This window comes from Streptomyces sp. NPDC048504 (genome assembly GCF_043200035.1).
GTDB lineage: Bacteria > Actinomycetota > Actinomycetes > Streptomycetales > Streptomycetaceae > Streptomyces.
Map to the genome: position 1 here is coordinate 516973 of NZ_JBICXA010000002.1, position 20080 is coordinate 537052.

At 70.5% G+C, this 20080-nt stretch carries 22 protein-coding genes; 9 read left to right on the forward strand and 13 right to left on the reverse strand.

From position 1 onward, the window contains the following. Complete coding sequence (locus ACGFY9_RS06640; protein ID WP_393752601.1) at nucleotides 1-1446, reverse strand: M1 family metallopeptidase; 1446 nt, start codon at nucleotides 1444-1446, stop codon at nucleotides 1-3. A gap of 158 nt (nucleotides 1447-1604) precedes the next feature. Between ACGFY9_RS06640 and ACGFY9_RS06645 the strand changes: the two genes are divergently transcribed. Then, nucleotides 1605-1964 carry a hypothetical protein gene (locus tag ACGFY9_RS06645; protein ID WP_393752855.1) on the forward strand — a complete coding sequence of 120 codons (360 nt, stop codon included), beginning with the start codon at nucleotides 1605-1607 and terminating at the stop codon, nucleotides 1962-1964. Between the two features lie 110 nt (nucleotides 1965-2074). Continuing rightward, nucleotides 2075-2575, forward strand: coding sequence for a hypothetical protein (locus ACGFY9_RS06650; protein ID WP_393752603.1), 501 nt, complete (start codon nucleotides 2075-2077; stop codon nucleotides 2573-2575). A 190-nt stretch (nucleotides 2576-2765) separates the two neighbouring features. Here ACGFY9_RS06650 and ACGFY9_RS06655 read toward each other — a convergent pair whose 3' ends face one another. Beyond that, a complete protein-coding gene (locus tag ACGFY9_RS06655; RefSeq protein WP_393752605.1) occupies nucleotides 2766-3446 on the reverse strand; it encodes a pentapeptide repeat-containing protein in 681 nt (226 codons plus the stop codon). A 262-nt stretch (nucleotides 3447-3708) separates the two neighbouring features. Between ACGFY9_RS06655 and ACGFY9_RS06660 the strand changes: the two genes are divergently transcribed. Together ACGFY9_RS06660 and ACGFY9_RS06665 are read left to right on the forward strand one after the other, a co-directional pair. Next, the gene (locus tag ACGFY9_RS06660; protein WP_393752607.1) at nucleotides 3709-4674 is read left to right on the forward strand and encodes a zinc-binding dehydrogenase; all 966 of its coding nucleotides are present in this window, start codon (nucleotides 3709-3711) and stop codon (nucleotides 4672-4674) included. A 92-nt stretch (nucleotides 4675-4766) separates the two neighbouring features. Continuing rightward, complete coding sequence (locus ACGFY9_RS06665; RefSeq protein ID WP_393752609.1) at nucleotides 4767-6281, forward strand: MFS transporter; 1515 nt, start codon at nucleotides 4767-4769, stop codon at nucleotides 6279-6281. A gap of 279 nt (nucleotides 6282-6560) precedes the next feature. Here ACGFY9_RS06665 and ACGFY9_RS06670 read toward each other — a convergent pair whose 3' ends face one another. Together ACGFY9_RS06670 and ACGFY9_RS06675 are read right to left on the reverse strand one after the other, a co-directional pair. Then, nucleotides 6561-7967, reverse strand: coding sequence for an NAD(P)/FAD-dependent oxidoreductase (locus ACGFY9_RS06670; protein ID WP_393752611.1), 1407 nt, complete (start codon nucleotides 7965-7967; stop codon nucleotides 6561-6563). 9 nt (nucleotides 7968-7976) lie between these two features. Beyond that, nucleotides 7977-8630: a rhomboid-like protein gene (locus ACGFY9_RS06675; RefSeq protein ID WP_393752612.1), complete on the reverse strand. Its 654-nt coding sequence runs from the start codon at nucleotides 8628-8630 to the stop codon at nucleotides 7977-7979. On the opposite strand from ACGFY9_RS06675, the gene ACGFY9_RS06680 reads away from it, so the two are divergent. Beyond that, nucleotides 8629-9543, forward strand: coding sequence for an aminoglycoside phosphotransferase family protein (locus tag ACGFY9_RS06680; protein WP_393752614.1), 915 nt, complete (start codon nucleotides 8629-8631; stop codon nucleotides 9541-9543). The genes ACGFY9_RS06675 and ACGFY9_RS06680 overlap by 2 nt on opposite strands. Nucleotides 9544-9560: 17 nt before the next feature. Here the strand turns inward: ACGFY9_RS06680 and ACGFY9_RS06685 are convergent, their stop codons facing one another. Next, entirely contained in the window at nucleotides 9561-10496 is a 936-nt protein-coding gene (locus ACGFY9_RS06685) for a LysR family transcriptional regulator (protein ID WP_393752616.1), read from the reverse strand. 177 nt (nucleotides 10497-10673) lie between these two features. Between ACGFY9_RS06685 and ACGFY9_RS06690 the strand changes: the two genes are divergently transcribed. From ACGFY9_RS06690 to ACGFY9_RS06705, 4 genes are all read left to right on the forward strand, one after another. Beyond that, on the forward strand, nucleotides 10674-11933 hold the full coding sequence (locus tag ACGFY9_RS06690) for an MFS transporter (RefSeq protein WP_393752618.1): 1260 nt from the start codon (nucleotides 10674-10676) through the stop codon (nucleotides 11931-11933). Beyond that, nucleotides 11930-12409: a GNAT family N-acetyltransferase gene (locus ACGFY9_RS06695; RefSeq protein WP_393752620.1), complete on the forward strand. Its 480-nt coding sequence runs from the start codon at nucleotides 11930-11932 to the stop codon at nucleotides 12407-12409. The genes ACGFY9_RS06690 and ACGFY9_RS06695 overlap by 4 nt, the downstream gene beginning before the upstream one ends. A 118-nt stretch (nucleotides 12410-12527) precedes the next feature. Beyond that, complete coding sequence (locus ACGFY9_RS06700; RefSeq protein WP_393752622.1) at nucleotides 12528-13562, forward strand: DUF4037 domain-containing protein; 1035 nt, start codon at nucleotides 12528-12530, stop codon at nucleotides 13560-13562. 18 nt (nucleotides 13563-13580) lie between these two features. Continuing rightward, the gene (locus ACGFY9_RS06705; protein ID WP_393752624.1) at nucleotides 13581-13802 is read left to right on the forward strand and encodes a DUF1349 domain-containing protein; all 222 of its coding nucleotides are present in this window, start codon (nucleotides 13581-13583) and stop codon (nucleotides 13800-13802) included. 166 nt (nucleotides 13803-13968) lie between these two features. Here the strand turns inward: ACGFY9_RS06705 and ACGFY9_RS06710 are convergent, their stop codons facing one another. The 8 genes from ACGFY9_RS06710 to ACGFY9_RS06745 form a co-directional block, all read right to left on the reverse strand. Continuing rightward, nucleotides 13969-15150, reverse strand: a complete 1182-nt coding sequence (locus ACGFY9_RS06710) for a GTP-binding protein (protein ID WP_393752626.1) — start codon at nucleotides 15148-15150, stop codon at nucleotides 13969-13971. 6 nt (nucleotides 15151-15156) lie between these two features. Then, nucleotides 15157-15327 carry a 50S ribosomal protein L32 gene (gene rpmF, locus ACGFY9_RS06715; RefSeq protein WP_019065309.1) on the reverse strand — a complete coding sequence of 57 codons (171 nt, stop codon included), beginning with the start codon at nucleotides 15325-15327 and terminating at the stop codon, nucleotides 15157-15159. 68 nt (nucleotides 15328-15395) lie between these two features. Next, nucleotides 15396-15815, reverse strand: a complete 420-nt coding sequence (locus ACGFY9_RS06720) for a Fur family transcriptional regulator (protein ID WP_393752628.1) — start codon at nucleotides 15813-15815, stop codon at nucleotides 15396-15398. Continuing rightward, nucleotides 15815-16654, reverse strand: coding sequence for a metal ABC transporter permease (locus ACGFY9_RS06725; protein ID WP_393752630.1), 840 nt, complete (start codon nucleotides 16652-16654; stop codon nucleotides 15815-15817). Before ACGFY9_RS06725 ends, ACGFY9_RS06720 begins: the two co-directional genes overlap by 1 nt. After that, nucleotides 16651-17559, reverse strand: coding sequence for a metal ABC transporter permease (locus ACGFY9_RS06730; protein ID WP_393752632.1), 909 nt, complete (start codon nucleotides 17557-17559; stop codon nucleotides 16651-16653). The genes ACGFY9_RS06725 and ACGFY9_RS06730 overlap by 4 nt, the downstream gene beginning before the upstream one ends. Then, nucleotides 17556-18476: a metal ABC transporter ATP-binding protein gene (locus tag ACGFY9_RS06735; protein WP_393752634.1), complete on the reverse strand. Its 921-nt coding sequence runs from the start codon at nucleotides 18474-18476 to the stop codon at nucleotides 17556-17558. Before ACGFY9_RS06735 ends, ACGFY9_RS06730 begins: the two co-directional genes overlap by 4 nt. Next, complete coding sequence (locus tag ACGFY9_RS06740) at nucleotides 18473-19435, reverse strand: metal ABC transporter solute-binding protein, Zn/Mn family (protein ID WP_393752636.1); 963 nt, start codon at nucleotides 19433-19435, stop codon at nucleotides 18473-18475. The genes ACGFY9_RS06735 and ACGFY9_RS06740 overlap by 4 nt, the downstream gene beginning before the upstream one ends. A 205-nt stretch (nucleotides 19436-19640) precedes the next feature. Next, nucleotides 19641-20033 (reverse strand): SCO5389 family protein, encoded by a 393-nt coding sequence (locus tag ACGFY9_RS06745; RefSeq protein WP_393752638.1) that lies wholly within the window; start codon nucleotides 20031-20033, stop codon nucleotides 19641-19643. Between the last annotated feature and the right edge of the window lie 47 nt (nucleotides 20034-20080).

The window sequence follows — 20080 nt, forward strand, 5'->3', positions numbered from 1 at the left end:
TCAGGCGTGCGCCGGCTTCCCGTCCCCGTACAGCCAGTTCTTCCAGATCCCGCTGAAGTCCTTGCCGGGCGCCGCCTTCTCCACGTACGCAGTGAAGTCCTCGGTGTCCGCGTTGCCGTAGCGGTGGCTGGCTGCCCAGCCCTGGATGATGTCGTAGAAACGCGCGTCGCCGACGGTCCGGCGGATCTTGTGGAGGACCATCGCGCCGCGTTCGTAGACGGGGCTGTCGGAGATGTGGGCGGCGGAGGTGGGACGGGCCGGCGGGAAGGCCCAGATCGCCTCGCTGTCGGACTTGTCGTCGAAGTAGGTGCCCTTGTAGAGCGCGTCGAAGGTCTGCTGGGCGGTGTCGCCGTCGTGGTCCTCGCTCCAGAGCCATTCCGCGTATGTCGCGAAGCCCTCGTTGAGCCACATGTCGCGCCAGGTCCTGGGGGTGACGGAGTCGCCGTACCACTGGTGGGCGAGTTCGTGGACGAGGGTGGCGGTGTCGGGGGCGCCCGGGAAGAACGGGCGGGTCTGGGTCTCCAGGGCGTACCCCGCGTCGCCGCGGCGGTCGACGATCGCCCCGGTGGAGGAGAAGGGGTACGGGCCGAAGTTGTACTCCTCCCACTCCATGATCTCGGGGATCTTCGCCAGCACCTCGCGGCTCGCTGCCGCCTCCTGCGGGTCCACCGCCACGTACACGGGGAGGCCGTTCTTCGTGGTGGTGCGGGTGATGTCGTAGTGGCCGATCGCGAGCGTAGCGAGGTAGGTCGCCATGGGGCGCGCGGTGCGCCAGGTGTAGGTCGTACGGCCCGCTCGTGTCGTCGTCTCCGTCCTCAACTCGCCGTTGGAGACCGCCTGGAGGCCCTTCGGGACGGTGATCGTGATGTCGTACGACGCCTTGTCGGAGGGGTGGTCGTTGCCGGGGAACCACGCCATCGAGCCGGTCGGTTCGCCGAGGGCGAGCGCGCCGTCCGCCGTGGGCAGCCAGCCCTCCTCCGAGCCGTCGGGGTCGGTGATCGTCTCGGGGGTGCCGGAGTAGTGGACGGTCGTCCTGAACGTCCTGCCCTTGGGGAGGGTGGCGGGTGGGCGGACCGTCAGTTCCTGGCCGGTGCGGGTCCAGGGGGCGTCCTTGCCGTCCACCGTCAGCGCGTCGACCTTCATGCCCTTGAGGTCCAGGTCGTAGGCGGAGAGGTTCTGGGTGGCCCGGGCCGTGATCGTCGCCGTACCGGTCAAGGGAGTTGAGGTGTCCGAGGCGCCCGGGGTGTACGCCAGGGTCAGCGCGTAGTGGGTCACGTCGTAGCCGCCGTTGCCCGCCTTGGGGAAGTACGGGTCGGCTACGCCCGCGCTGCCGGGGGTGCCGTGTACGCCTCCCGTTCCACCGCACGCCGTCAGGACGAGGGCCAGCGCGCACGCGGTGACCGGGGGAACAAGCCGTGTGGGAACGAGCGGTACGGATCGGGACACGTGCGCGATCCTACGAGTCCGGGCTCGTCGCCCTGGGCGTCCGCCCGGGGTTCGAAGTCGGACCTCGAATATCCCTCGCCCTCGCCCTTCGCCCCTCATACGCTCGGTCCGTGCCCCGCTCATCCAGGAAGCCCCGCCGGCTTGTCGCCGACGGGCGCGTGTATATGTGGTCGCTGCGTCACAGTCACACTCACCGTCACAGCGGCAGCGGCTCCGTGGGCTGTGTCCACACCCTCACGCTGAATCCCCAGCCGTCCGGCACCGGCGGGGCGCTGCGGATCGTCTTCGTCGCGGGGCCGGGGCGGTTCGTCCCGGGCGGGGCCCCCTTCGGTTCCGGGGATGTGGGCCACGTCCGCGGCGCCTCCCTCAACCTCCACGAACCCGGCGCCGTCCGCGCCCTCCTCGACGCGGCGTCGGCCTGCGGGTGGGTGCCGGGGCCGGGAGAAACGCGGGCGGTGGAGGTCGACGGCTGGGCCCTGCTGGAGGCTGCCGCCACCGGGCGGGACGGAGGCGGGTGAGCGTCCCGCCGGGCCTGGTGAGGGGCCCGATGGAGAGCGCCGGGAGGGGCCGTCCCGAGCGGTGACTCCGGCTGACCCCGGACCTCCCCGACCGTGACACCATCTCCTACGTGCTCGACATCGGCTACGCCCTCTCCAACCGCTTCCCCGACCCCCCGCAGACCGACTACCGGCGCGCGGACGTCCACGCGCTGCGGCACGACCTGTTCTGCGGTGACGTCTATCTCGCCGACACCAAGGCGGACCGGGAAGTGTCCACGGCCTGGGGGTGGGTACCGGTGCTCGACTTCGCGTGGGCGTTGTGCGACATCGTGGAGCGGATCGACCAGGACCCGGCGGGGTCGCGGGCGTCCCGGCCGCAGCGGGCGGAACTGGACTTCACCGAGTCGACCGACCGGATGCTGTTCGAGCGGCGGTTCGGGTGGGTCGATGTCGAGGCGGACTGGATGCGGCGGGACGAGGAGGCGTTGACCTTCTCGCACGCCGAACTCCGGCGTGAGGCGCGGGACTTCCTGCACGATCTGATCGCCGACCTGGTTGATCTGCATGATGCCCTCGGCGAGAACCCGGCGATCTGGACGCTGCAGGCGAGGTTTCCCCGGGTGCCCTGAACTACATCGGGTGCCCTGAGCTTCCTGGTCACCCTGCACTGAGCGCGCCGTCCCTGGGGGCTGCGCCCCCAGACCCCCATCGGCCCTGAACGGGCCTCGTCCTCAAACGCCGGACGGGCTGAATGATGCCGGCCGGCGCTGAAAAGTGACGGACGGGCTAGATATCGCCCCCCTGCACCAAGAAGTCACCTCACCCCTCCACCCGAATCCCCATCTGCACAGCCAACACCGGCGCCAGATCCAGCAGTTGCCCCATGCTGATCACCGCCCCGGACAACCGATCCACCCCCCGCGCGATCTCCAACTGCACCGCCCCCCGCAGATCCACATCCGTGAACGTCACCCCCGTGAAGTCCGCCCCCTTCAGCGCACAGTCCACGAACTCGACGCGTTCAAGCCGGGCATCGAGAAAGTCCGGTTCGACAAGGACGCAGCCCTCAAAGACGACATCCCGGAGCTTCGCCTTGCGCAGGTTCAGGTAGTCGATCTTGCCGCCCCGGATCACCACCCGCTCCAGCACGGCACCGTGCAACTGCACCCCGCCCATCCGCGCGTCGATCACCTCGACGTCACGCAGGGTCGACTCCGCGAGGTCGGTGCCGACACCCCGTATGCCGGTGAGGACGGAGTCCAGCACACGGGCGTGATGCAGCCGCGTCTCGTCCAACGCGCAGTCCGTCAGCGCGCAGTCCATGAAACGGGCACCCCCGCCGTCCTGCCCGACGAAGTCCTCGTCCCGGAACCGCAGCCCGTCGTAGTCCCCGTCCGGCTCCAACTCCCCACCCCCGTAAGCCTCCAGAGCCGGCAACCGCACCTCCGGCCGCCGTGCCCCCTTCACTCCACCCGCGCCACTCGCCGCTCTCCTCGCCATGCCCCCATCCTGCACCCCGCCACTGACAATCCCCCTGACCTGCGCAGACGCAATTCACCTCCCCGCCGACGTCACATTCCGGCCCCCTCGAACCGTCGTACTCACAGAAAGCCGCACCCAAGAAACGCCCAGGCGGACGCTTGACCTCAAGCACGCTTGAGGTTGAAAGGTGGAGCCCGCGCAAGCCACAACTCGCCCAAGCCGCATAACGCGCACAGCCCTCACGCGAAGCAACCCATCCCTACGTGACGACGGGGACCTCATGCACGCCATACGACTCCACATCTTCGGCCCCGCCGAAAACCTCACCCATGAACCTGTCGACGATCCCGCCCCCGCCCCCGGCCAGGTCCGTATCGCCGTCGCCGCGGCCGGCGTCCACCTCCTCGACACCGTCCTGCGCGCGGGCGAACAGGGCCCGCTCCCCGAACTCCCCTCCCTCCCCACCATCCCCGGCCGCGAGGTCGCCGGTGTCGTCGAGTCGCTCGGGGACGGGGTCGCCGGGCTGTGGCTCGGGAAGCGGGTGGTCGCGCATCTGGGGTTCGCGCCGGGCGGGTACGCGGAGTTGGCCGTGGTCGATGTCGACCGGGTGCACGAGATCCCCACGAACCTGGACTTCGCACAGGCCGTCGCGATGATCGGGACCGGGCGTACGGCGATGGGGATCGTGCAGTTCAGCGAGCTGGGCGTGGACCCCGTAGTCGTCGTTCCGGCGGCAGCGGGCGGCCTCGGGACGCTGCTCGTGCAGTACGCCCAGCACGCCGGTGCCACGGTCGTCGGTCTCGCGGGCGGCCCGGAGAAGGTCGCTCTCGTGCGGGCGAACGGCGCCGATCTCGCCGTCGACTACACGGACCCGGAGTGGCCGGGGAAGGTACGGGCCTGGCTGGGCGGGCGGCACGCGACGGTCGTGTTCGACGGGGTGGGCGGAGCCATAGCAAGGGAGACCGTCGACCTGCTCGGGCCGAAGGGCCGGCACATCGTCTTCGGATGGTCGAGCGGCGAGCCGTATGCCGTCGAAGAGCTGTCCGAACAGGTGCTCGGCCCCGTGATGATGCGGAAGGCCGGCGGCCCGAGCCCCATCCGGACGCTGGAGCTGCGCGCACTCGCCGAGGCGGCGGAAGGCCGACTCACACCAACCGTCCAACGATTCCCGCTGGCCGCGGCGGCGGACGCGCACCGGGCACTGGAAAACCGGAAGACAACCGGAAAGGTGGTCCTGGAACCATGACCACACCGAGCACATCACCCGGCACACCACCGAACACACGCGCGAATACGACTGGGGATGCGATACCTACCGATTCATGGTCTTCTGACCAGATGAGCGTCACCCAATCAGGTGAATCAAGCGCAGCTACCGGGCCGGATCCCCGCCGCTGGTGGGGGCTGGTGATCATCGCTCTCGCGCAGCTCATGGTCGTCCTCGACGCGACGATCGTGAACATCGCGCTCCCCTCCGCGCAGCGCGACCTGGGCATGTCCGACGGCAACCGGCAGTGGGTCATCACCGCGTACACGCTCGCCTTCGGCGGCCTGCTCCTGCTGGGCGGCCGCATCGCCGACCTGGTGGGCCGCAAACGAACATTCATCATCGGACTGATCGGCTTCGCCGCCGCCTCAGCACTCGGCGGCGCGGCCACGACCTCGGGCATGCTCTTCGGCGCCCGCGCCCTCCAGGGCGTCTTCGCCGCTGTACTGGCCCCCTCCGCCCTCTCCCTCCTCACCACGACCTTCACCGACCCCAAGGAACGCGGAAAGGCCTTCGGGATCTACGGCGCGCTCGCGGGCAGCGGTTCGGCGATCGGCTTCATCGCGGGCGGGCTGCTGACCGAGTACCTGAACTGGCGCTGGTGCCTGTACGTCAACATCCCCATCGCGGTCATCGCCGTCTTCGGCGCCTTCGCCCTCCTGCACGACCGCCCCGGCCACTCCGGCGCCCGCCTAGACGTACCCGGCGTACTACTGGGCTGCGGCGGTCTGGTCGCGATCGTCTACGGCTTCAGCGAGGCGGAGCCGCGCGGCTGGACGGACTCACTGGTACTGGGCCTCTTCGCCGCAGGCGCGGTACTGCTCGCGTCCTTCGTCTGGTGGCAAACCAGAGCCCCCAGCCCCCTCCTCCCCCTGCACATCGTCAAGGACCGCAACCGCGCCGGCTGCTTCCTCACCATGGGGCTCGCGGTCATCGGCATGTTCGGCATGTTCCTGTTCATGACCTACTACCTCCAGGTCATCCTCGGCTACTCCCCCGTGAAGACCGGCATGGCCTTCCTGCCCCTCACGGTCGCGATCATCATCGGCTCGACCCAGATCTCGGCCCGCCTGATGCACCACGTCCCGCCGCGCGCCCTGATGGTGCCGGGCGCGGTCCTGGCCGCGGCCGGCATGTCCTTCTTCACCCGCCTGACCGTCCACTCGGACTACACGACCGAACTCCTCCCGGGCCTGCTCCTGATGGGCCTCGGCATGGGCCTGATCTTCATGCCGGTGTTCGCCACCGCCACGGCCGGTGTCGCCCCGCAGGACTCGGGCGTGACCTCCGCGACCGTCAACACGGCCCAGCAGGTGGGCGGTTCGATCGGTACGGCCCTCCTCAACACGATCGCCACGACCAGCAGCACGGCCTACATCGCCGCCCACCTCCACAACCCGGCCCAGAAGGCCCTCATCACCAGCAAGGGCATCGTCCACGGCTACACGGTCGCCATCTGGTGGGCCGTCGCCGTGATGCTGACGGCGGGACTGGTCGCGGGGTTGATGGTGACGGCCCGGGCGCCCAAGCACGGGGAGGCCGCACAGTCACCCGCGTCGGAGTCGGCGTCCGAGTCGGTGACCTGAGCCGAGCGGACCGCAGGCCGCGTACGGCGGCAAGGCGACGTGTCGGGGGGTGTCCGCCCGCAGCGGTCGGCGCTCAACACCGCCACGTTCTTGAGGAACCTTGCCGCGCCGATCCGAGGACGGACACCCCCCGGCGCGGCGCCGCCCCACAACGAACCACAGGCGCCGAAACGCACCCGCACCCACACACGGAGCCGCACCCCCACCACCCAGGGGCGCGAGGAACGGCGCGACCAGCCCCCACCGGACCCGCACCCGACAACGACCCGCCCCCGCGCCTCAGTCCCGCCCCGCCACCCGATCCGCGAACCGCGCCAACCGCGACGACTCCGCGCTGCGCCCACCGGACTCACGCCGATCCGCCGCCCGATACGTCGCGTACATCCCCTGCACCCCCAGCCAACGGAACGGCTCCGGCTCCCACTTGCGCACCTTGTGCCCGACCCACGGCAGCCCGGTCAGATCAGTCGCCCCCGCCTGCCCAGAGTCCAGCTGGACCAGGTCGCGGAGTGTCCGCGCGGCGAGGTTGGTCGTGGCCACCCCCGAGCCGACGTAACCCCCCGCCCACCCCAGCCCGGTCGACCTGTCCAGCGTCACCGTCGCGCACCAGTCGCGCGGCACCCCGAGGACCCCCGACCAGGCGTGCTCGATCCGCAGCCCCGCGAGCGAGGGGAAGAAGCGGACGAGGATCTCGCGCAGCGCCTCGACCGTCGCCGCCTGCGTCCGCCCGTCGTTGTCCGTCCTCGATCCGAAGCGGTACGGCACCCCGCGCCCGCCCAGCGCGATCCGCCCGTCGGCGGTGCGCTGCGCGTACATGTAGGCGTGCGCCATGTCACCAAGCGTCTCCAGACCACCCCACCCCACCGACTCCCACTGCGTGTCGGTGAGCGGCTCGGTAGCGATCATCGAGGAGTTCATCGGCAGCCAGGTCCGCCGCTGCCCCTTGAGGCTCGCGGTGAAGCCCTCGGTGCAGCGCAGGACGTAGGGCGCGCGGACGGTGCCGTACGGCGTGACGGCGTGCTGGGGACGGATCTCCGTCACCGGCGTCGACTCGTGGATGACGACGCCCAGCGCCTCCACCACCGCCGCGAGCCCCTTCACCAGCTTCACCGGGTGCAGCCGCGCCCCGTGCGGCGTCCACGTCGACCCGACCGCGTCCACGACCCGGATCCGCTCGGCGGTCTCGCGGGCGCCGTAGAGCTCGCGGTCGGTCTCGCCGTACGACAGCTCGTGCTCGTGGAAGGCCTTCAACCGCGCCAACTGAGCGGGCGTACAAGCGACTTCGAGCACGCCACCCCGATGGATGTCGGCCTCGATCCGCTCCTCCTCCGCAACCCTGACGACCTCGGCGACCGTGTCGTTCATCGCCTTCTGCAGACGTACGGCGGCTTCGCGGCCGTGGAGTTTCGCGTACCGGTCGCGGCCCGCGATGCCGTTGTACAGCCAGCCACCGTTGCGCCCCGAGGCGCCGTAGCCGCAGAACTTCTGCTCCAGGACGGTGACCCGGAGGAAGGGGGCCGCCTTCTTCAGGTAGTACGCGGTCCAGAGGCCCGTGTATCCGCCGCCGACGATCACGACGTCGGCGGAGGCGTCACCGGCGAGGGGCTCCCGTCGTGCCGGGAGGCCGTCGTCCGCGTACCAGAAGGAGATGCCGCCGTTCACGACACCGCTCACCGAGCTGCTCATGCCCGGACGCTAACCCCTGAGGGCGGCCACTGTCTCCTTCGGATTCCATGCTTTTCCACAGCCCCTGACCAGCGGATAACACGCGAGACCGATCAGCACGGAGGTGAAATGCCCGAGATCGGTGAAGGTGCGGTGGGTCTCCAACGGCACCCCGTAGATGCCCAGTACGACCACCAGATACGGGTACCGCCACGGGACCGCGATCCGGTACACCAGCACCCCGACGACACCCGCCAGCGCGTAACTCACCCCGATATCAAGGGTGTTGACTGCGGACTGCGGCGCCACGCCCTTCCTGATCGCCTCCAGCAGCGCGCCCTCGCTGATCAACGAGGCCAGCACATGCGCGGCTACACACACCATCAGCCACCGCGCCGTCCCGAGCCACCGCTCGGCCTGCGCGTGGAACACCGTGTACAGCGCGGCGTACGGCAGCCAGCGCCCCCCGTCTATCCACATCGCGCTCGCGAACAGCACCCGCACCGGGTTGTTCGACAACTCGTGGATGTTGGTGGACCGCTGGCGCAGGAACTCCTGCTCGAACTCGGGCGACATGTGGTGCATGGCGACCGTGGTGACGAAGAGGATCCCCAGCCAGGCGTAGGTGCCGGGGGCGCTGCGGACGTACGCCCACACCCTGTGGAGGCCCCGGGTAATTCGCATGAGCCGATTCACGCACGCAAGTATCGTCGGAGGCGTGATCGACATTCCGGCCGGACTGGTCGCCAGTTACGAGAGTTTCGGCGGGAAGTCGGGAGAGACCTTCGCCACCGCCCTCCGGGAGCGGGCCGGGCGGTTCCTCGATCAGTGGGAGCTGCGCCTCGACGGACCGTCGATGAACGGCCGGTGCGCGCTGGTCCTGCCCGTGCTGCGGGCGGATGGGACGCCGGCCGTGCTCAAGCTCCAGGACGTGGACGAGGAGACGGCCGGGGAGCCGGTCGCGCTGCGGGTCTGGGACGGCGACGGGGCCGTACGACTGCTGGAGGCCGACGCCGGCACGGGCACGCTGCTGCTCGAACGGCTCGACTCGGGGCGGGCGTTGGCGGATCTGCCCGACTCCCGCGAGGCCACGCTGGTCGTCGCCCGGCTGCTGGCCCGCCTGACGGCCGTCGAGGCACCGGCGAGTATGCGGCGGCTCGGCGACATCGCGGCGCGGTGGCCGCACCGGACCTCGGCGGTACTGCCCCGCGTCTGTGACCCCGCCGAGCGGCGGCTGCTCGCGGACTGCGCGGCGGCGGTGCGCGAGGTCGCCGGCGAACCGGGCGACCGGCTGCTCCACTGGGACCTGCACTTCGAGAACGTCCTGGCCGCGGACCGCGCCCCCTGGATCGCCATCGACCCCAAGCCGCTCGCGGGCGACCCCGGCTTCGACCTCCTCCCGGCCCTGTGGAACCGCTTCGACGCGGACGAGGTCGGGTGGCGGTTCGACGCGATGACGGAGGTACTCGGGCTGGACCGGGACCGGGCACGCGCCTGGACGCTGGGCCGGGTGCTGCAGAACGCGCTGTGGACGGTGGAGGACGGGCGTCCACCGTCACCGGATCACCTGGAGATCGGCCGACGGCTGCGCGGCTAGCTAGCTAGGTCTGTTTTTTACGCCCAGGACGGTGTCCAGGTCTCCGCGTCGTCGGAGTGACCTGGCCCGCCACCGTCGTGAAGGTGATCGCGGAGGGCGGCCAGCGCGGGGTGGCGGTTGTCGCGGTGCCGGACCAGCGAGTGCGGGTAGACCGGGGTCGGATTCCGTACGGCGATACGGCGCAGGTCGTGGCCGGCGGGCCAGACCAGGCGGGTCTGCTCGCCGACGAAGGTCGCCAGCGAACGCGAACCGGCGATGGTGTCCAGCAGCGGTTCCACGCCGAAGTCGGGGCCGCTGCTCTCGATGGTGAGACCGAACGCGGCGGCGAGCGCGTCGTAATACGCGGCCCACTCGGTGCCTGGGACGAGGCCGGGCATCCAGATCCGGTGCCCGACGAGGTCGGCCGGGGTGACGGTCCGGGCGGCGGCGGCGAGCGGGTGGGCCGGGCCGGTGAGGAGCTGGACGGGTTCGTCGAAGGCGCGGCTGACCTCGATGTCGTCGGGAAGCCGGCGGCCGGTCATCGTGACGGCGCGGAAGGACGCGTCGACCGCGCCGGAGCGGATGGCGTCCACGGCCGCGTCGGCGTCGAAGAGGGTCACGACGTCGAGCTCTATCTCGGGGCGGGCGCGATGGAAGTCCCGTAGCAGGGCGGCCGGGGCGAGCCCCCGCCCGATCACGTCGACGCGCAGCGCGCGGTGGCCGGGCCGGACGGAGGCGAACGCCCGCGCCTCGGCGTGCAGCAGTTCGCGGGCGTGCGGCAGGAACGCCCGCCCGTCGACGGTCAGTTCGGCCCCGCGCGGGGTCCGCGCGAAGAGCCGTACGCCTACGGCCCGCTCCAGTGCGGCGACCCGCTTGGAGACGGCCTGCTGGGTGATCGACAACTCCGTGGCCGCATGCTGGAAACGGCCCGCGTCCGCGATGGCCACGAAGGTGCGCACAGCGTCGAGATCCACGTCGGCGACGATAGCGGCGGCCACTGACAATCGCCGTTCATCAGCGGGTACAACCTGGGGTTGTAGCTTTCCGGCGAGTCGGTTGTTTGATCTCGGCGTCCGGCACTCGCTTGGATGCCGGTGGCCGAAGTCGTGGCCGTGGTCGGCGGGCGGGTGTCCCGGAAAGGGTGGGCGGGGATGGCGGGGAGACGGGCGCTGGGGCGCCGGTTCGGGTGGCTGTGGGCGTCGTTCGCGGTCAGCTCGTACGGCACCGGGCTCGGGTTCGGCGCGTTCTCCTTCATGGCGATCCTCGTGCTGCACTCCGGGCCGACCCAGGTGGCGGCGCTGGCCGCCTCGGGGCGGGCGGTGGGGGCCCTGGTCGCCGTACCGCTGGGGCCGTGGGTGGAGTTCCGCCGCAAGCGGCCGGTGATGATCGCGATGGACCTGACCCGGTTCGGGGCACTGCTGACCGTCCCCCTCGCGTTCGCGTTCGGGCTGCTCACCTTCGCCCAGCTCCTCGCGGTCTCGGTCGTCGTCGCCGCGGCGAACATCGCGTTCAACGCGGCCAGCGGCTCGTACCTGAAGGCGCTGGTGCCGCCCGAGGACCTGCTGGTCGCGAACTCCCGCTTCGAGTCCACGACATGGACCTCGACCATGCTCGGGCCGCCGCTCGGCGGGGTCGCGATCGGGCTGTTCGGCCCGGTGACGACGGTGGTGGCCGACGCGGTCAGCTACCTGCTCTCGGCGCTGGGCATCCGTGCCATCGGCGGGACCGAACCGCGCCCCGAGCGGAGCGGAGCGCCACGGCTGCGCGCGGGCGATCTGCTCGACGGCTGGCGCTACATCCTCGCCCATCCCACCCTGCGCCCGCTGCTCCTCAACGCGATGGTGGTCAACGGCCTGATCATGGCCGCCGAACCGCTGCTAGCCGTACTCCTGCTGGGTCACCTCGGCTTCTCTCCCTGGCAGTACGCCCTCGCGCTCGCGGCCTCCTCCGGCGCCGGGGGCTTCGTCGGCTCCCGCCTCGCGCGCCCGCTCGCGGCCCGGTTCGGGCAGCACAGGGTGATGCTGGTCTCCGGGGTACTGCGCGCGTGCTGGCCGGTCGGCCTGGCGTTCGTCCGCCCCGGAGTCCCCGGGATGCTCCTCGTCACCGCCGTCCAGCTCGGCCTGGTGACCTGCATCGGCGTCTTCAACCCCCTCCTGGCCACCGCCCGGCTCACCCACACCGCCCCCGACCGCGTGGCCCGTACCCTCACCGCCTGGTCGGTCAGCACCAGCGCGGCGATCGCGACACTGACGGCCACGTGGGGGCTCCTGGCGGCGACCACCACCCCGCGCACGGCGATCGCGATCGCGGGGGTCCTGCTGCTGGCGAGCCCGCTGCTGCTGCCACGCCGGGAGCACGCGACCCACGACGACCCCGGCAAGGACCCGAGCGCGTCTACCCTCTCGGCATGATCCGCACCGCGACCCCCACCGACATCCCCGTCATCCACGCCCTGATCCGCGAACTCGCCGCCTACGAGAAGGAACCCCAGGAGGCGAGGGCGACCCCGGAACAGCTCCACGAGGCGCTCTTCGGCCAACACCCGGGCGCCTACGCCCACATCGCGACCGACGACACCACCGGCGAACCGGTCGGCTTCGCGCTGTGGTTCCTCAACTTCTCGACCTGGCGCGGCGTCCACGGCATCTACCTGGAGGACCTGTACGTCCGCCCCACCGCCCGCGGCACCGGCCACGGCAAGGCCCTCCTCACCGAACTCGCCCGCATCTGCGTCGACCGCGGCTACGAACGCCTGGAGTGGTCCGTCCTCGACTGGAACCGCCCCGCGATCGACTTCTACGAGGCGCTGGGCGCCCGGCCCCAGGACGAGTGGACGGTGTACCGGCTGACGGACGGGGCGTTGAGGGAGCTGGGCGGGCGCCGGTGACCGGTGGACCACCTGCCCACCTGCCCACCTGCCCGACTGGGCGTCTGTGGCCGGGAGTTGAGGACCGACGGCGAAAATTGGCGCGCACGATCATGTGGAGAATGGGCAGGGTCGGGGCATGAGCTTCACGAATATGCCAACTTTTTTACCCGGCCTCGAACTCTCCCGCCATTTCTACACAGAAGCCGTCCGCCCTCTCCTCGAAGACGCCGCCCCCGACATCCCGCACTCCGCCGCCCGCATCGGCAGCGGCTCCGAGGTCCTCGGCTACGACACCCCGCGCTCGACGGACCACGAATGGGGGCCGCGTCTCCAGCTCTTCCTCCGCCCCCGGGACGTCCCCCGCCACGCGGGCCGCATCAGACACCACCTGGCCGAGCACCTCCCGAAGACCTTCCACGGCTACCCGACGAACTTCGCCCCGACGGCCGACGGCGAAGTCCGCGTCATGCGCACCACGACCGGCCCGGTCCACCACAGAGTCGAAGTCACCCACACCACGGCGTGGTTCACGGCGACGCTCGGCTTCGACCCCAGCCACGAGATCACCGCGTCCGACTGGCTGACGACCCCCACCCAGCTACTGGCCGAGGTCACCGGCGGCGCGGTCTTCCACGACGGCCTGCACGAACTGGGCCCTCTGCGCCACACCCTCCGCTGGTACCCCCGCGACGTGTGGCTCCACGTCCTGGCCCGCCAGTGGAACCGCGTCGCCCAGGAGGAGGCCTTCGTGGGCCGCTGCGGCGAGGTGGGCGACGAACTCGGCTCGGCGACGGCGGCAGCCGGCCTCACCCGAACCCTGATGCGCCTGTGCCTCCTCATGGACCGCCGCTACCCCCCGTACAACAAATGGCTGGGCACAGCCTTCGCCCGCACGGCGGCCGGCCACCGCCTGATCCCGGTCCTGACGGCCGCCCTCTCGGCGACGGACTGGCACACGAGGGAGAAGCACCTCACCCATGCCTACGAAGCGGTGGCCGGCATCCACAACCAACTGAACCTGACCGACCGCGTGGACCCGGCCACCCGCCCCTACCACTCCAGACCCTTCCGGGTACTGCGCGCCGACCGCTTCACCAACGCCCTGACGGCCCGCATCACGGACCCGACACTGAAGGATCTGCCCGACGACTTACGAAAGCCCGGCCCCTGAACACCCCTCGGCCGGACGGTGTGGCTGCGCGTCTCCCGAATCGATCACGCCTTCGCCTACCACGCAGCCCTCGACGGCAACACCTGGCGGATGATCCGCTTCTTCACCTTCGACGACACGTCCACGCCCGCCTCCATCGGCTTCGAGGCACAGTCGCCGACCGGTGACGGCCGTGCGGTCACCTTCGACGACATCCACTTCACCCGCGAGCGTCTGCGCGAACTGCGCGACGGCTCGTGACTCAAGGGCCGTTTTCAGCTAGTTGGCGTCGCCGCATGCGCCACAGGGACAGGAAGACCTGCCGCCGGGTGCGACGGTAGGCATCGCTCCCGCAGAAGGGGCTGCTGATCAGTGTCCGTGCCGGGCCGGGTGGCGCCGTGGCTGCGTCCGCCGCCCGGTCCGGGGTTCAGGTGCCCGCTACGAGGTCGGGGTGCTCGTGTTCGCAGGTGTCGTCGATGCCGTAGGTGTCCCAGGCGAGGAACGGGTCGACGGGCGGGAGGCTCTCGCCGTCGGTCATGAGGCAGTTGGTGAGGGTCGCGTGCAGGGTGTCCGGGTGCAGGTGTGTGCCGATGAAGACCAGTTCCTGGCTGTCGGGGCTGTCGGGGTTGCTCGCGGCGGAGGGTTCGAAGCGTGCGACGGAGCCTGCCTGGGACCACAGACCCGTCACCCGCGGGCGGCCGGCCAGCGTGAAGAAGCCCTTGGAGCGCAGGATCTGCCCGTATGCGCCGCTGTCGAGTCCTTCGGTCACGAACGTCCACAACCGGCCCGGATGGAAAGGCAGTTCGGAGCGGAAGACGGTCGAAGAGATGCCGTACTCCTCCGTCTCGGGGACGTGGTCGCCGTTGAGTTCCCGCACCCAGCCGGGGGCCTGTTGGGCACGTTCCAGGTCGAAGAGCCCGGTGCCCAGTACGTCGCCGGCCCGCACGCGGCCGTGGACGGCCGGGATGACGCGTGCGGCCGGGTTGAGGCGGGTGAGGGTGGCCCGCAGCCGGTCGGCCGAATCGTCGTCGACGAGGTCGAGTTTGTTGAGGACGATGACGTCGGCGAACTCGATCTGGTCCATGAGCAGGTCGCTGACGGTGCGTTCGTCGTCCTCGTACTGGTCCAGGCCGCGTTCGGCGAGTTCGTCGCCGCCGGTCAGTTCGGGCAGGAAGTTGGCGGCGTCGACGACGGTGACCATGGTGTCCAGGCGGGCGATCTCGCCGAGGGTGGCGCCGTCGTCACGGGCGAAGGCGAAGGTGGCGGCCACCGGCATGGGTTCGGAGATACCGGACGACTCGATGAGCAGGTAGTCGAAGCGGCCCTCGCGGGCCAGCCGGTCGATCTCCTCCAGCAGGTCGTCGCGCAGGGTGCAGCAGATGCAGCCGTTGGTCATCTCGACCAGGCGTTCCTCGGTGCGGGACAGGGCCGCCTCGCCGTCGCGGACCAGGGCGGCGTCGATGTTGACCTCGCTCATGTCGTTGACGATGACGGCGACGCGCAGTCCCTCGCGGTTGCCGAGGACGTGGTTGAGGAGGGTGGTCTTGCCCGCGCCGAGGAATCCGGACAGGACGGTGACGGGCAGCCGGTCGTGAGAGCCGTAGGACATGAACGGTCAGCCCTCGGGGCGCAGCAGCCCGCGCTCGTACGCCTTCGCCAGCCGCTGGGGCACCAGGTAGGGGACGCCGTCGATGGTGATCGGCACGAGCGTCGGCGTGGCCGCCTTCCACTGGGCGCGGCGGTGACGGGTGTTGCTGCGGGACATCTTCCGCTTGGGAACGGCCATGGGGACCTCCTGGACGACTGCGATGGACAGCGGTGAGCTGCAGCAAAGCTACATGAAAATGAATCCCATTATGAACTTGCCCGGCACTGCGGGCAGAGACCGGTGAGTTCCACGGTGTGCTCGACCTCGGCGAAACCGGAGGAATCGGCTACCCGCGCGGCCCAGGTCTCGACCGCCGCGGAGTCGACCGGGGTGCTCAACCCGCAGGCGCGGCACAGCAGATAGTGCTGGTGCTCGGGGAACGGGCGGTGGCGGAAGAGGCGTTCACCACCCCGGTCGCGTACGACGTCGGCGCGGCCGGCGTCCACGAGGGCGGCCAGGGTGCGGTAGACGGTGTTGAGGCCCACGCGCGCGCCCTGAGTTCTCAGTACGTCGTGCAGGGCGCGGGCGCCGACGAAGCCGCCGTGGTCGATCAACGCCCGTACGACGCTGGTGCGTTGGGCGGTGCGGCGGCCGATGAGGTCCAGGTCGTCGGCCGGTGCGCCCATCACGCCTCCGTGAGAGCGGCGTGGGCGTGCGGTCGGCGTACGGCGATGAGCGCGGCCGCGTAGACGGTGGTGGCGACGGCCATGATGGCGAAGCTGGGCGGCAGTCGGGGGACGTAGTAGCTCAGGGCGAGGCCCGCCCACATCTCGGCCACCGCGAGTCCCGCGGACAGGGCCAGAGCGGGGTAGGGCCGGTCGGTGAGTCGCTGGGCCGCGCCGGCGGGGGCGGCGAGCAGGCCGAGCAGCAGGAGCGAGCCGACCGCCTGGGTGGCCTCGGCCGCGCAGGCGCCGACCAGGATCAGGAAGGCGAGGCCCAGCAGGCGTACGGGTACGCGGCGGGCCGCCGCCACGGCCTCGTCGACGGAGGCGAAGAGCAGGGGACGGGCGACCACGAGCACGGCGAGGCAGATGACGCCCGCGACGACGGCCGCCAGTTCGGCCTGGCCTGTGGAGAGACCGAAGATCGATCCGAAGAGGACGTTCACCCCGGCCGTGCCGTTCCCGGTGTTGCGGGACGTGGTGTAGAGGGTGAGGAAGAAGACGCCCAGACCCAGGATCCAGGAGAAGAGACTGCCGATGGCGACGTCGTCGGCGCGACTGCGGCGGCCCAGCGCGCCGAGCACCACGGCGAACAGCACCGTGGCCGCGAACAGTCCCAGCCGCAGGTCGTAGCCGAGCGCGAGGGCCGCGAGCGCCCCGGTGAACGCCACGTGGCTGAGCGCGTCGCCGGTGAAGACCTGGGCGCGCAGCACCAGGAAGTACCCCACGAGACCGGCCGCCAGGGCGATCGCGGTGCCGGCCAGCAGCGCATGCACGAAGTACGGATGTGTGAAGGCGCTCATGCGAGAGCACCCGCTCCCACCGTCCGCTGCCTGCCGACGGTCGTGGTGAGAGTGCGGGTCGCGCGGGCCAGGACGTAGACGGCGAAGGCGAAGGTCGTCACGTAGAAACCGATCGGGTACGGCGAGTAGTAGGCGGCGATCAGCCCGGTCCAGGTCACCGCGATCGCGATCAGCACCGAGAGCGCCAGGCTCGCGGCGGGCCGCGCGGTGAGCTGTTGCGCGGCCGCCGCGGGCATCACCAGCAGGGCGAACACCAGCAGCGTGCCGGTGATCTGGCTGGCTTCCGCGGTCGCCGTCCCGAGGAGGACGAGGAAGACCACGGACAGGGCCCGCACCGGCACTCCGCGTCCGGTGGCGACGTTCTCGTCGACGGAGGCGAACAGCAATGGCCGTCCGATGACCGCCAGTGCGCCGAGCGCGAGTGCCGCCACGATCGTCAGCACGGCGACCTGGTCGGTGGTGATGCCCAGGAAGCTGCCGAACAGCAGGGAGTTGACCCCGCCGAGGAAGCCCTTGTACAGGGCGACGAAGAGGAATCCGCAGGCCAGCAGGAACGCCTGGACGGTGCCGGTCAGCGCCGACTCCTGGCCGCTGCCGCCACCCTGCCCGGCGCGTGGGATGGCGGCGATCACGAGGGCGCCGCCGATACAGAACGCGAAGTAGCCGAAACCCGCGCCGATGCCCAGCAGGGTCGCGCAGGCCGCGCCGGGAAAACTGACCACGGCCAGGGTGTGCCCGGCGAAGCTCTGCCGCCGCAGCACCATGAACCAGCCCATCACGGCGGCCAGTACGGCCACGACGGTACCGGCGCGGAAGGCGTTGACCATGAAGGGGAACGCCCAGATCTGCTGGAGGTCGGTCACCGGGTTCCACGACCAACCGGCGCTCGCATCAGCCCAGTTCACGACCCACCTCCCTCGGCGTGCCGGTCGGTGTGGACGGCGGGTGCCTCGGGCTGGCCGACGACCACCAGTCGCCCGTCGCTGGTGCGCAGCACCTCCACCGGCACGCCGTACAGCCGCGACAGCGTCTCCGTGGTGATGACCTCCTGCGGTGGGCCCGCGACCGCACCGCCCTCGGCGATGTACACCACCCGGTCCAGCCAGGCGAGGATGGGATTCACGTCGTGCGCCACCATGACGACGCTCACGCCGGCCTCCCGGCAGATCCGCCCGATCAGCGCGGCGACCGCGCCCTGATGCGACAGGTCGAGACTGTCCAACGGCTCGTCCAGGAGCAGCAGTTCGGGGTCGCGCACGAGTGCCTGGGCGATCAGCAGCCGCTGCTGCTCCCCGCCGGAGCACTCGCCGATCGGCCGGTGGGCGTACGCGCTCGCCCCGACCAGTTCGACGACCTCGGCGATACGGTCCCGGGCCGCCCGCCGCCGGGCGCTGAAACGGGCGGGCAGCGGAAGCGGTACGCCCCAGCGGTCGCCGTCCAGGCCGAGCCGCACGATATCGGTGCCGCGGATGCGCAGGCTCGCGTCGAAGCTTCGGCGCTGCGGCAGATAGCCGACGCGGTGGCCCGCCCGGCCGGGCGCCTCGCCCAGCACCCTGACCTCACCGGCCGACGGAGGCAGGATGCCGAGCAGCATCTTGACCAGGGTCGACTTGCCGACACCGTTCGGGCCGAGGACGGCCACGAACTCACCGGCGCCGACCTCCAGATCGACACCCGACCACAGGGTCCGGCCACCGACGCGCACACCGGCGCCGCGCAACGACACGGCGGGAGAGCGCGGCGGCTGTGGTGCGGCCGGCTGTGCGGGGACTCGGTGCCGGGCCGTTTCGCCCGGCCGGATGGCCGGATTCACCGTGCTCACCTGCCCGTCGCCTGCCCCAGGGCCTTCTCGATGCCCTGCAACTGCCGCACCTGCCACGCCTGGAAGGACGCCCCGGCCGGGGTGAGGGTCTCGGTCACGGTCGCGACCGGGATGCCCTCGGCCTTGGCCGCCTTGACCTGGGCCTGCACGTCAGGGGTGGCGTTCTGGCTGTTGTAGACGTAGACCTTGATCTGCTTCTCGCTGATCTGCCGGTCGATCGTCTGCTTGTCCTTGGCCGTCGGGTCGGTGCCCTCGCTGATGGCGTCCAGGAAGGACTCGGGCGTGAGCATCTTCAGGCCGAGGCCCTCGGCGAGCGGGGTCACGATGGACTCCGAGGCGCCGACCGGGGTGTTGGCGTACTTGGCCTTGATGTCGGCGATCAGCTTGTTGTAGGGCGCCAGGGTCTTCGTCTCGAAGGTCGTCTTCCGCGCGTCGAAATAGGCGGCGTCGGCCGGGTCGAGCTTCTTGTAGTCGGCGGTGATCTTCTCGATGACCTGGTGGACGTTGTCCGGTGAGTACCAGCGGTGCGGGTTGCCGCCCGGCTTGATGCCCACCAGGTCGCCGACCTTCAGATCGGTACGGCCGCTCTCGGGGTTGGCGGACAGCAGCTTGTCGGCCCAGGCGTCGTAGCCGATGCCGTTGACGATCGTGTACTGCGCGCCGGCCACCAGCCGGCCGTCGGCCGCGGTCGGTTCGTAGTCGTGGGGGTCGGCGTTCGGGTTGTTGATGATGCTCTTGACCTGGACGTGGTCGCCGCCGAGTTGGGTGGCGATGCTGCCCCAGAAGTTCTCCGCCGCCACGACCTTGATGGTCTTGCCTGCTGTCGTCGACCCGGCGTCCGCGGTGTCGGTGGAGGAGGCGGTGGAGCAGCCGCTGGTGGCGGCCAGCGCCGCGACGGCGGCCAGGCCGCCGGCGATCAGGCGGGCGGGGCGGGATATCGGGATGCCGGCAGTGCGCACGACGCGGTCTCCTTGACGGGCTGATGGGCCTCGCACACAGGGCAGGGCCCGGTGGAGCGGAACACTCACGACCGTAGATGGAAACGATTGTCACTACTAGAGGGTCAGCTGATCCAAATGAAAATCATTACGGATACTTGACCCTTGTCGTCGTGCGGCGATGCCGACGGTGATCTTGGCGACGTGACGCCGATCGGCAGCGGTGTCAGCAGTCGCGGAACTCCGGCGACTGGTTGAGGATCTGGGACCGCAGCGAGGTGAAGCGGGTGTACGTCTCGCCGCCGCGGGCCTCGGGGCGGAAGGCGGCGACGCGGTGGCAGTTCTGGAAGGCGAGGGTGACGCCGAAGTGCCGCTCCAGGCTGCGGCGGATCGCGTCGCTGGACAGGGCGCGCAACAGTTGGCCGCGCTCCTTCTCGGAGGGCGGCGGGGTCTGGTTGTCGGTGAACTCGGCTGTGCCGGACAGCAGTTCACTGACCAGGCGGTCGACGAGGTCGTAGGCGTACGGCAGGGATGTACGGACCGTTTCCACGAAGTCCTCCTCCCGCACCTCACCGTTCTCGGCTTCGGCGAGCAGCTGCGGGGAGACGTCGAGCGACATGTAGGGAAGTCCTTGTCTTTTGGGGCTTGTTGCGGCTTGCGGGGTCT

Coding starts and splice junctions, on each gene's coding strand:
- ACGFY9_RS06655 (WP_393752605.1), bottom strand. CDS start 3,446: ATGGCGAGGAGAGCGGCGAGTGGCGCGGGTGGAGTGAAGGGGGCACGG.
- ACGFY9_RS06660 (WP_393752607.1), top strand. CDS start 3,709: ATGCACGCCATACGACTCCACATCTTCGGCCCCGCCGAAAACCTCACC.
- ACGFY9_RS06665 (WP_393752609.1), top strand. CDS start 4,767: ATGAGCGTCACCCAATCAGGTGAATCAAGCGCAGCTACCGGGCCGGAT.
- ACGFY9_RS06670 (WP_393752611.1), bottom strand. CDS start 7,967: ATGAGCAGCTCGGTGAGCGGTGTCGTGAACGGCGGCATCTCCTTCTGG.
- ACGFY9_RS06680 (WP_393752614.1), top strand. CDS start 8,629: ATGAGCCGATTCACGCACGCAAGTATCGTCGGAGGCGTGATCGACATT.
- ACGFY9_RS06675 (WP_393752612.1), bottom strand. CDS start 8,630: ATGCGAATTACCCGGGGCCTCCACAGGGTGTGGGCGTACGTCCGCAGC.
- ACGFY9_RS06690 (WP_393752618.1), top strand. CDS start 10,674: ATGGCGGGGAGACGGGCGCTGGGGCGCCGGTTCGGGTGGCTGTGGGCG.
- ACGFY9_RS06695 (WP_393752620.1), top strand. CDS start 11,930: ATGATCCGCACCGCGACCCCCACCGACATCCCCGTCATCCACGCCCTG.
- ACGFY9_RS06700 (WP_393752622.1), top strand. CDS start 12,528: ATGAGCTTCACGAATATGCCAACTTTTTTACCCGGCCTCGAACTCTCC.
- ACGFY9_RS06710 (WP_393752626.1), bottom strand. CDS start 15,150: ATGTCCTACGGCTCTCACGACCGGCTGCCCGTCACCGTCCTGTCCGGA.
- rpmF (WP_019065309.1), bottom strand. CDS start 15,327: ATGGCCGTTCCCAAGCGGAAGATGTCCCGCAGCAACACCCGTCACCGC.
- ACGFY9_RS06720 (WP_393752628.1), bottom strand. CDS start 15,815: ATGGGCGCACCGGCCGACGACCTGGACCTCATCGGCCGCCGCACCGCC.
- ACGFY9_RS06725 (WP_393752630.1), bottom strand. CDS start 16,654: ATGAGCGCCTTCACACATCCGTACTTCGTGCATGCGCTGCTGGCCGGC.
- ACGFY9_RS06745 (WP_393752638.1), bottom strand. CDS start 20,033: ATGTCGCTCGACGTCTCCCCGCAGCTGCTCGCCGAAGCCGAGAACGGT.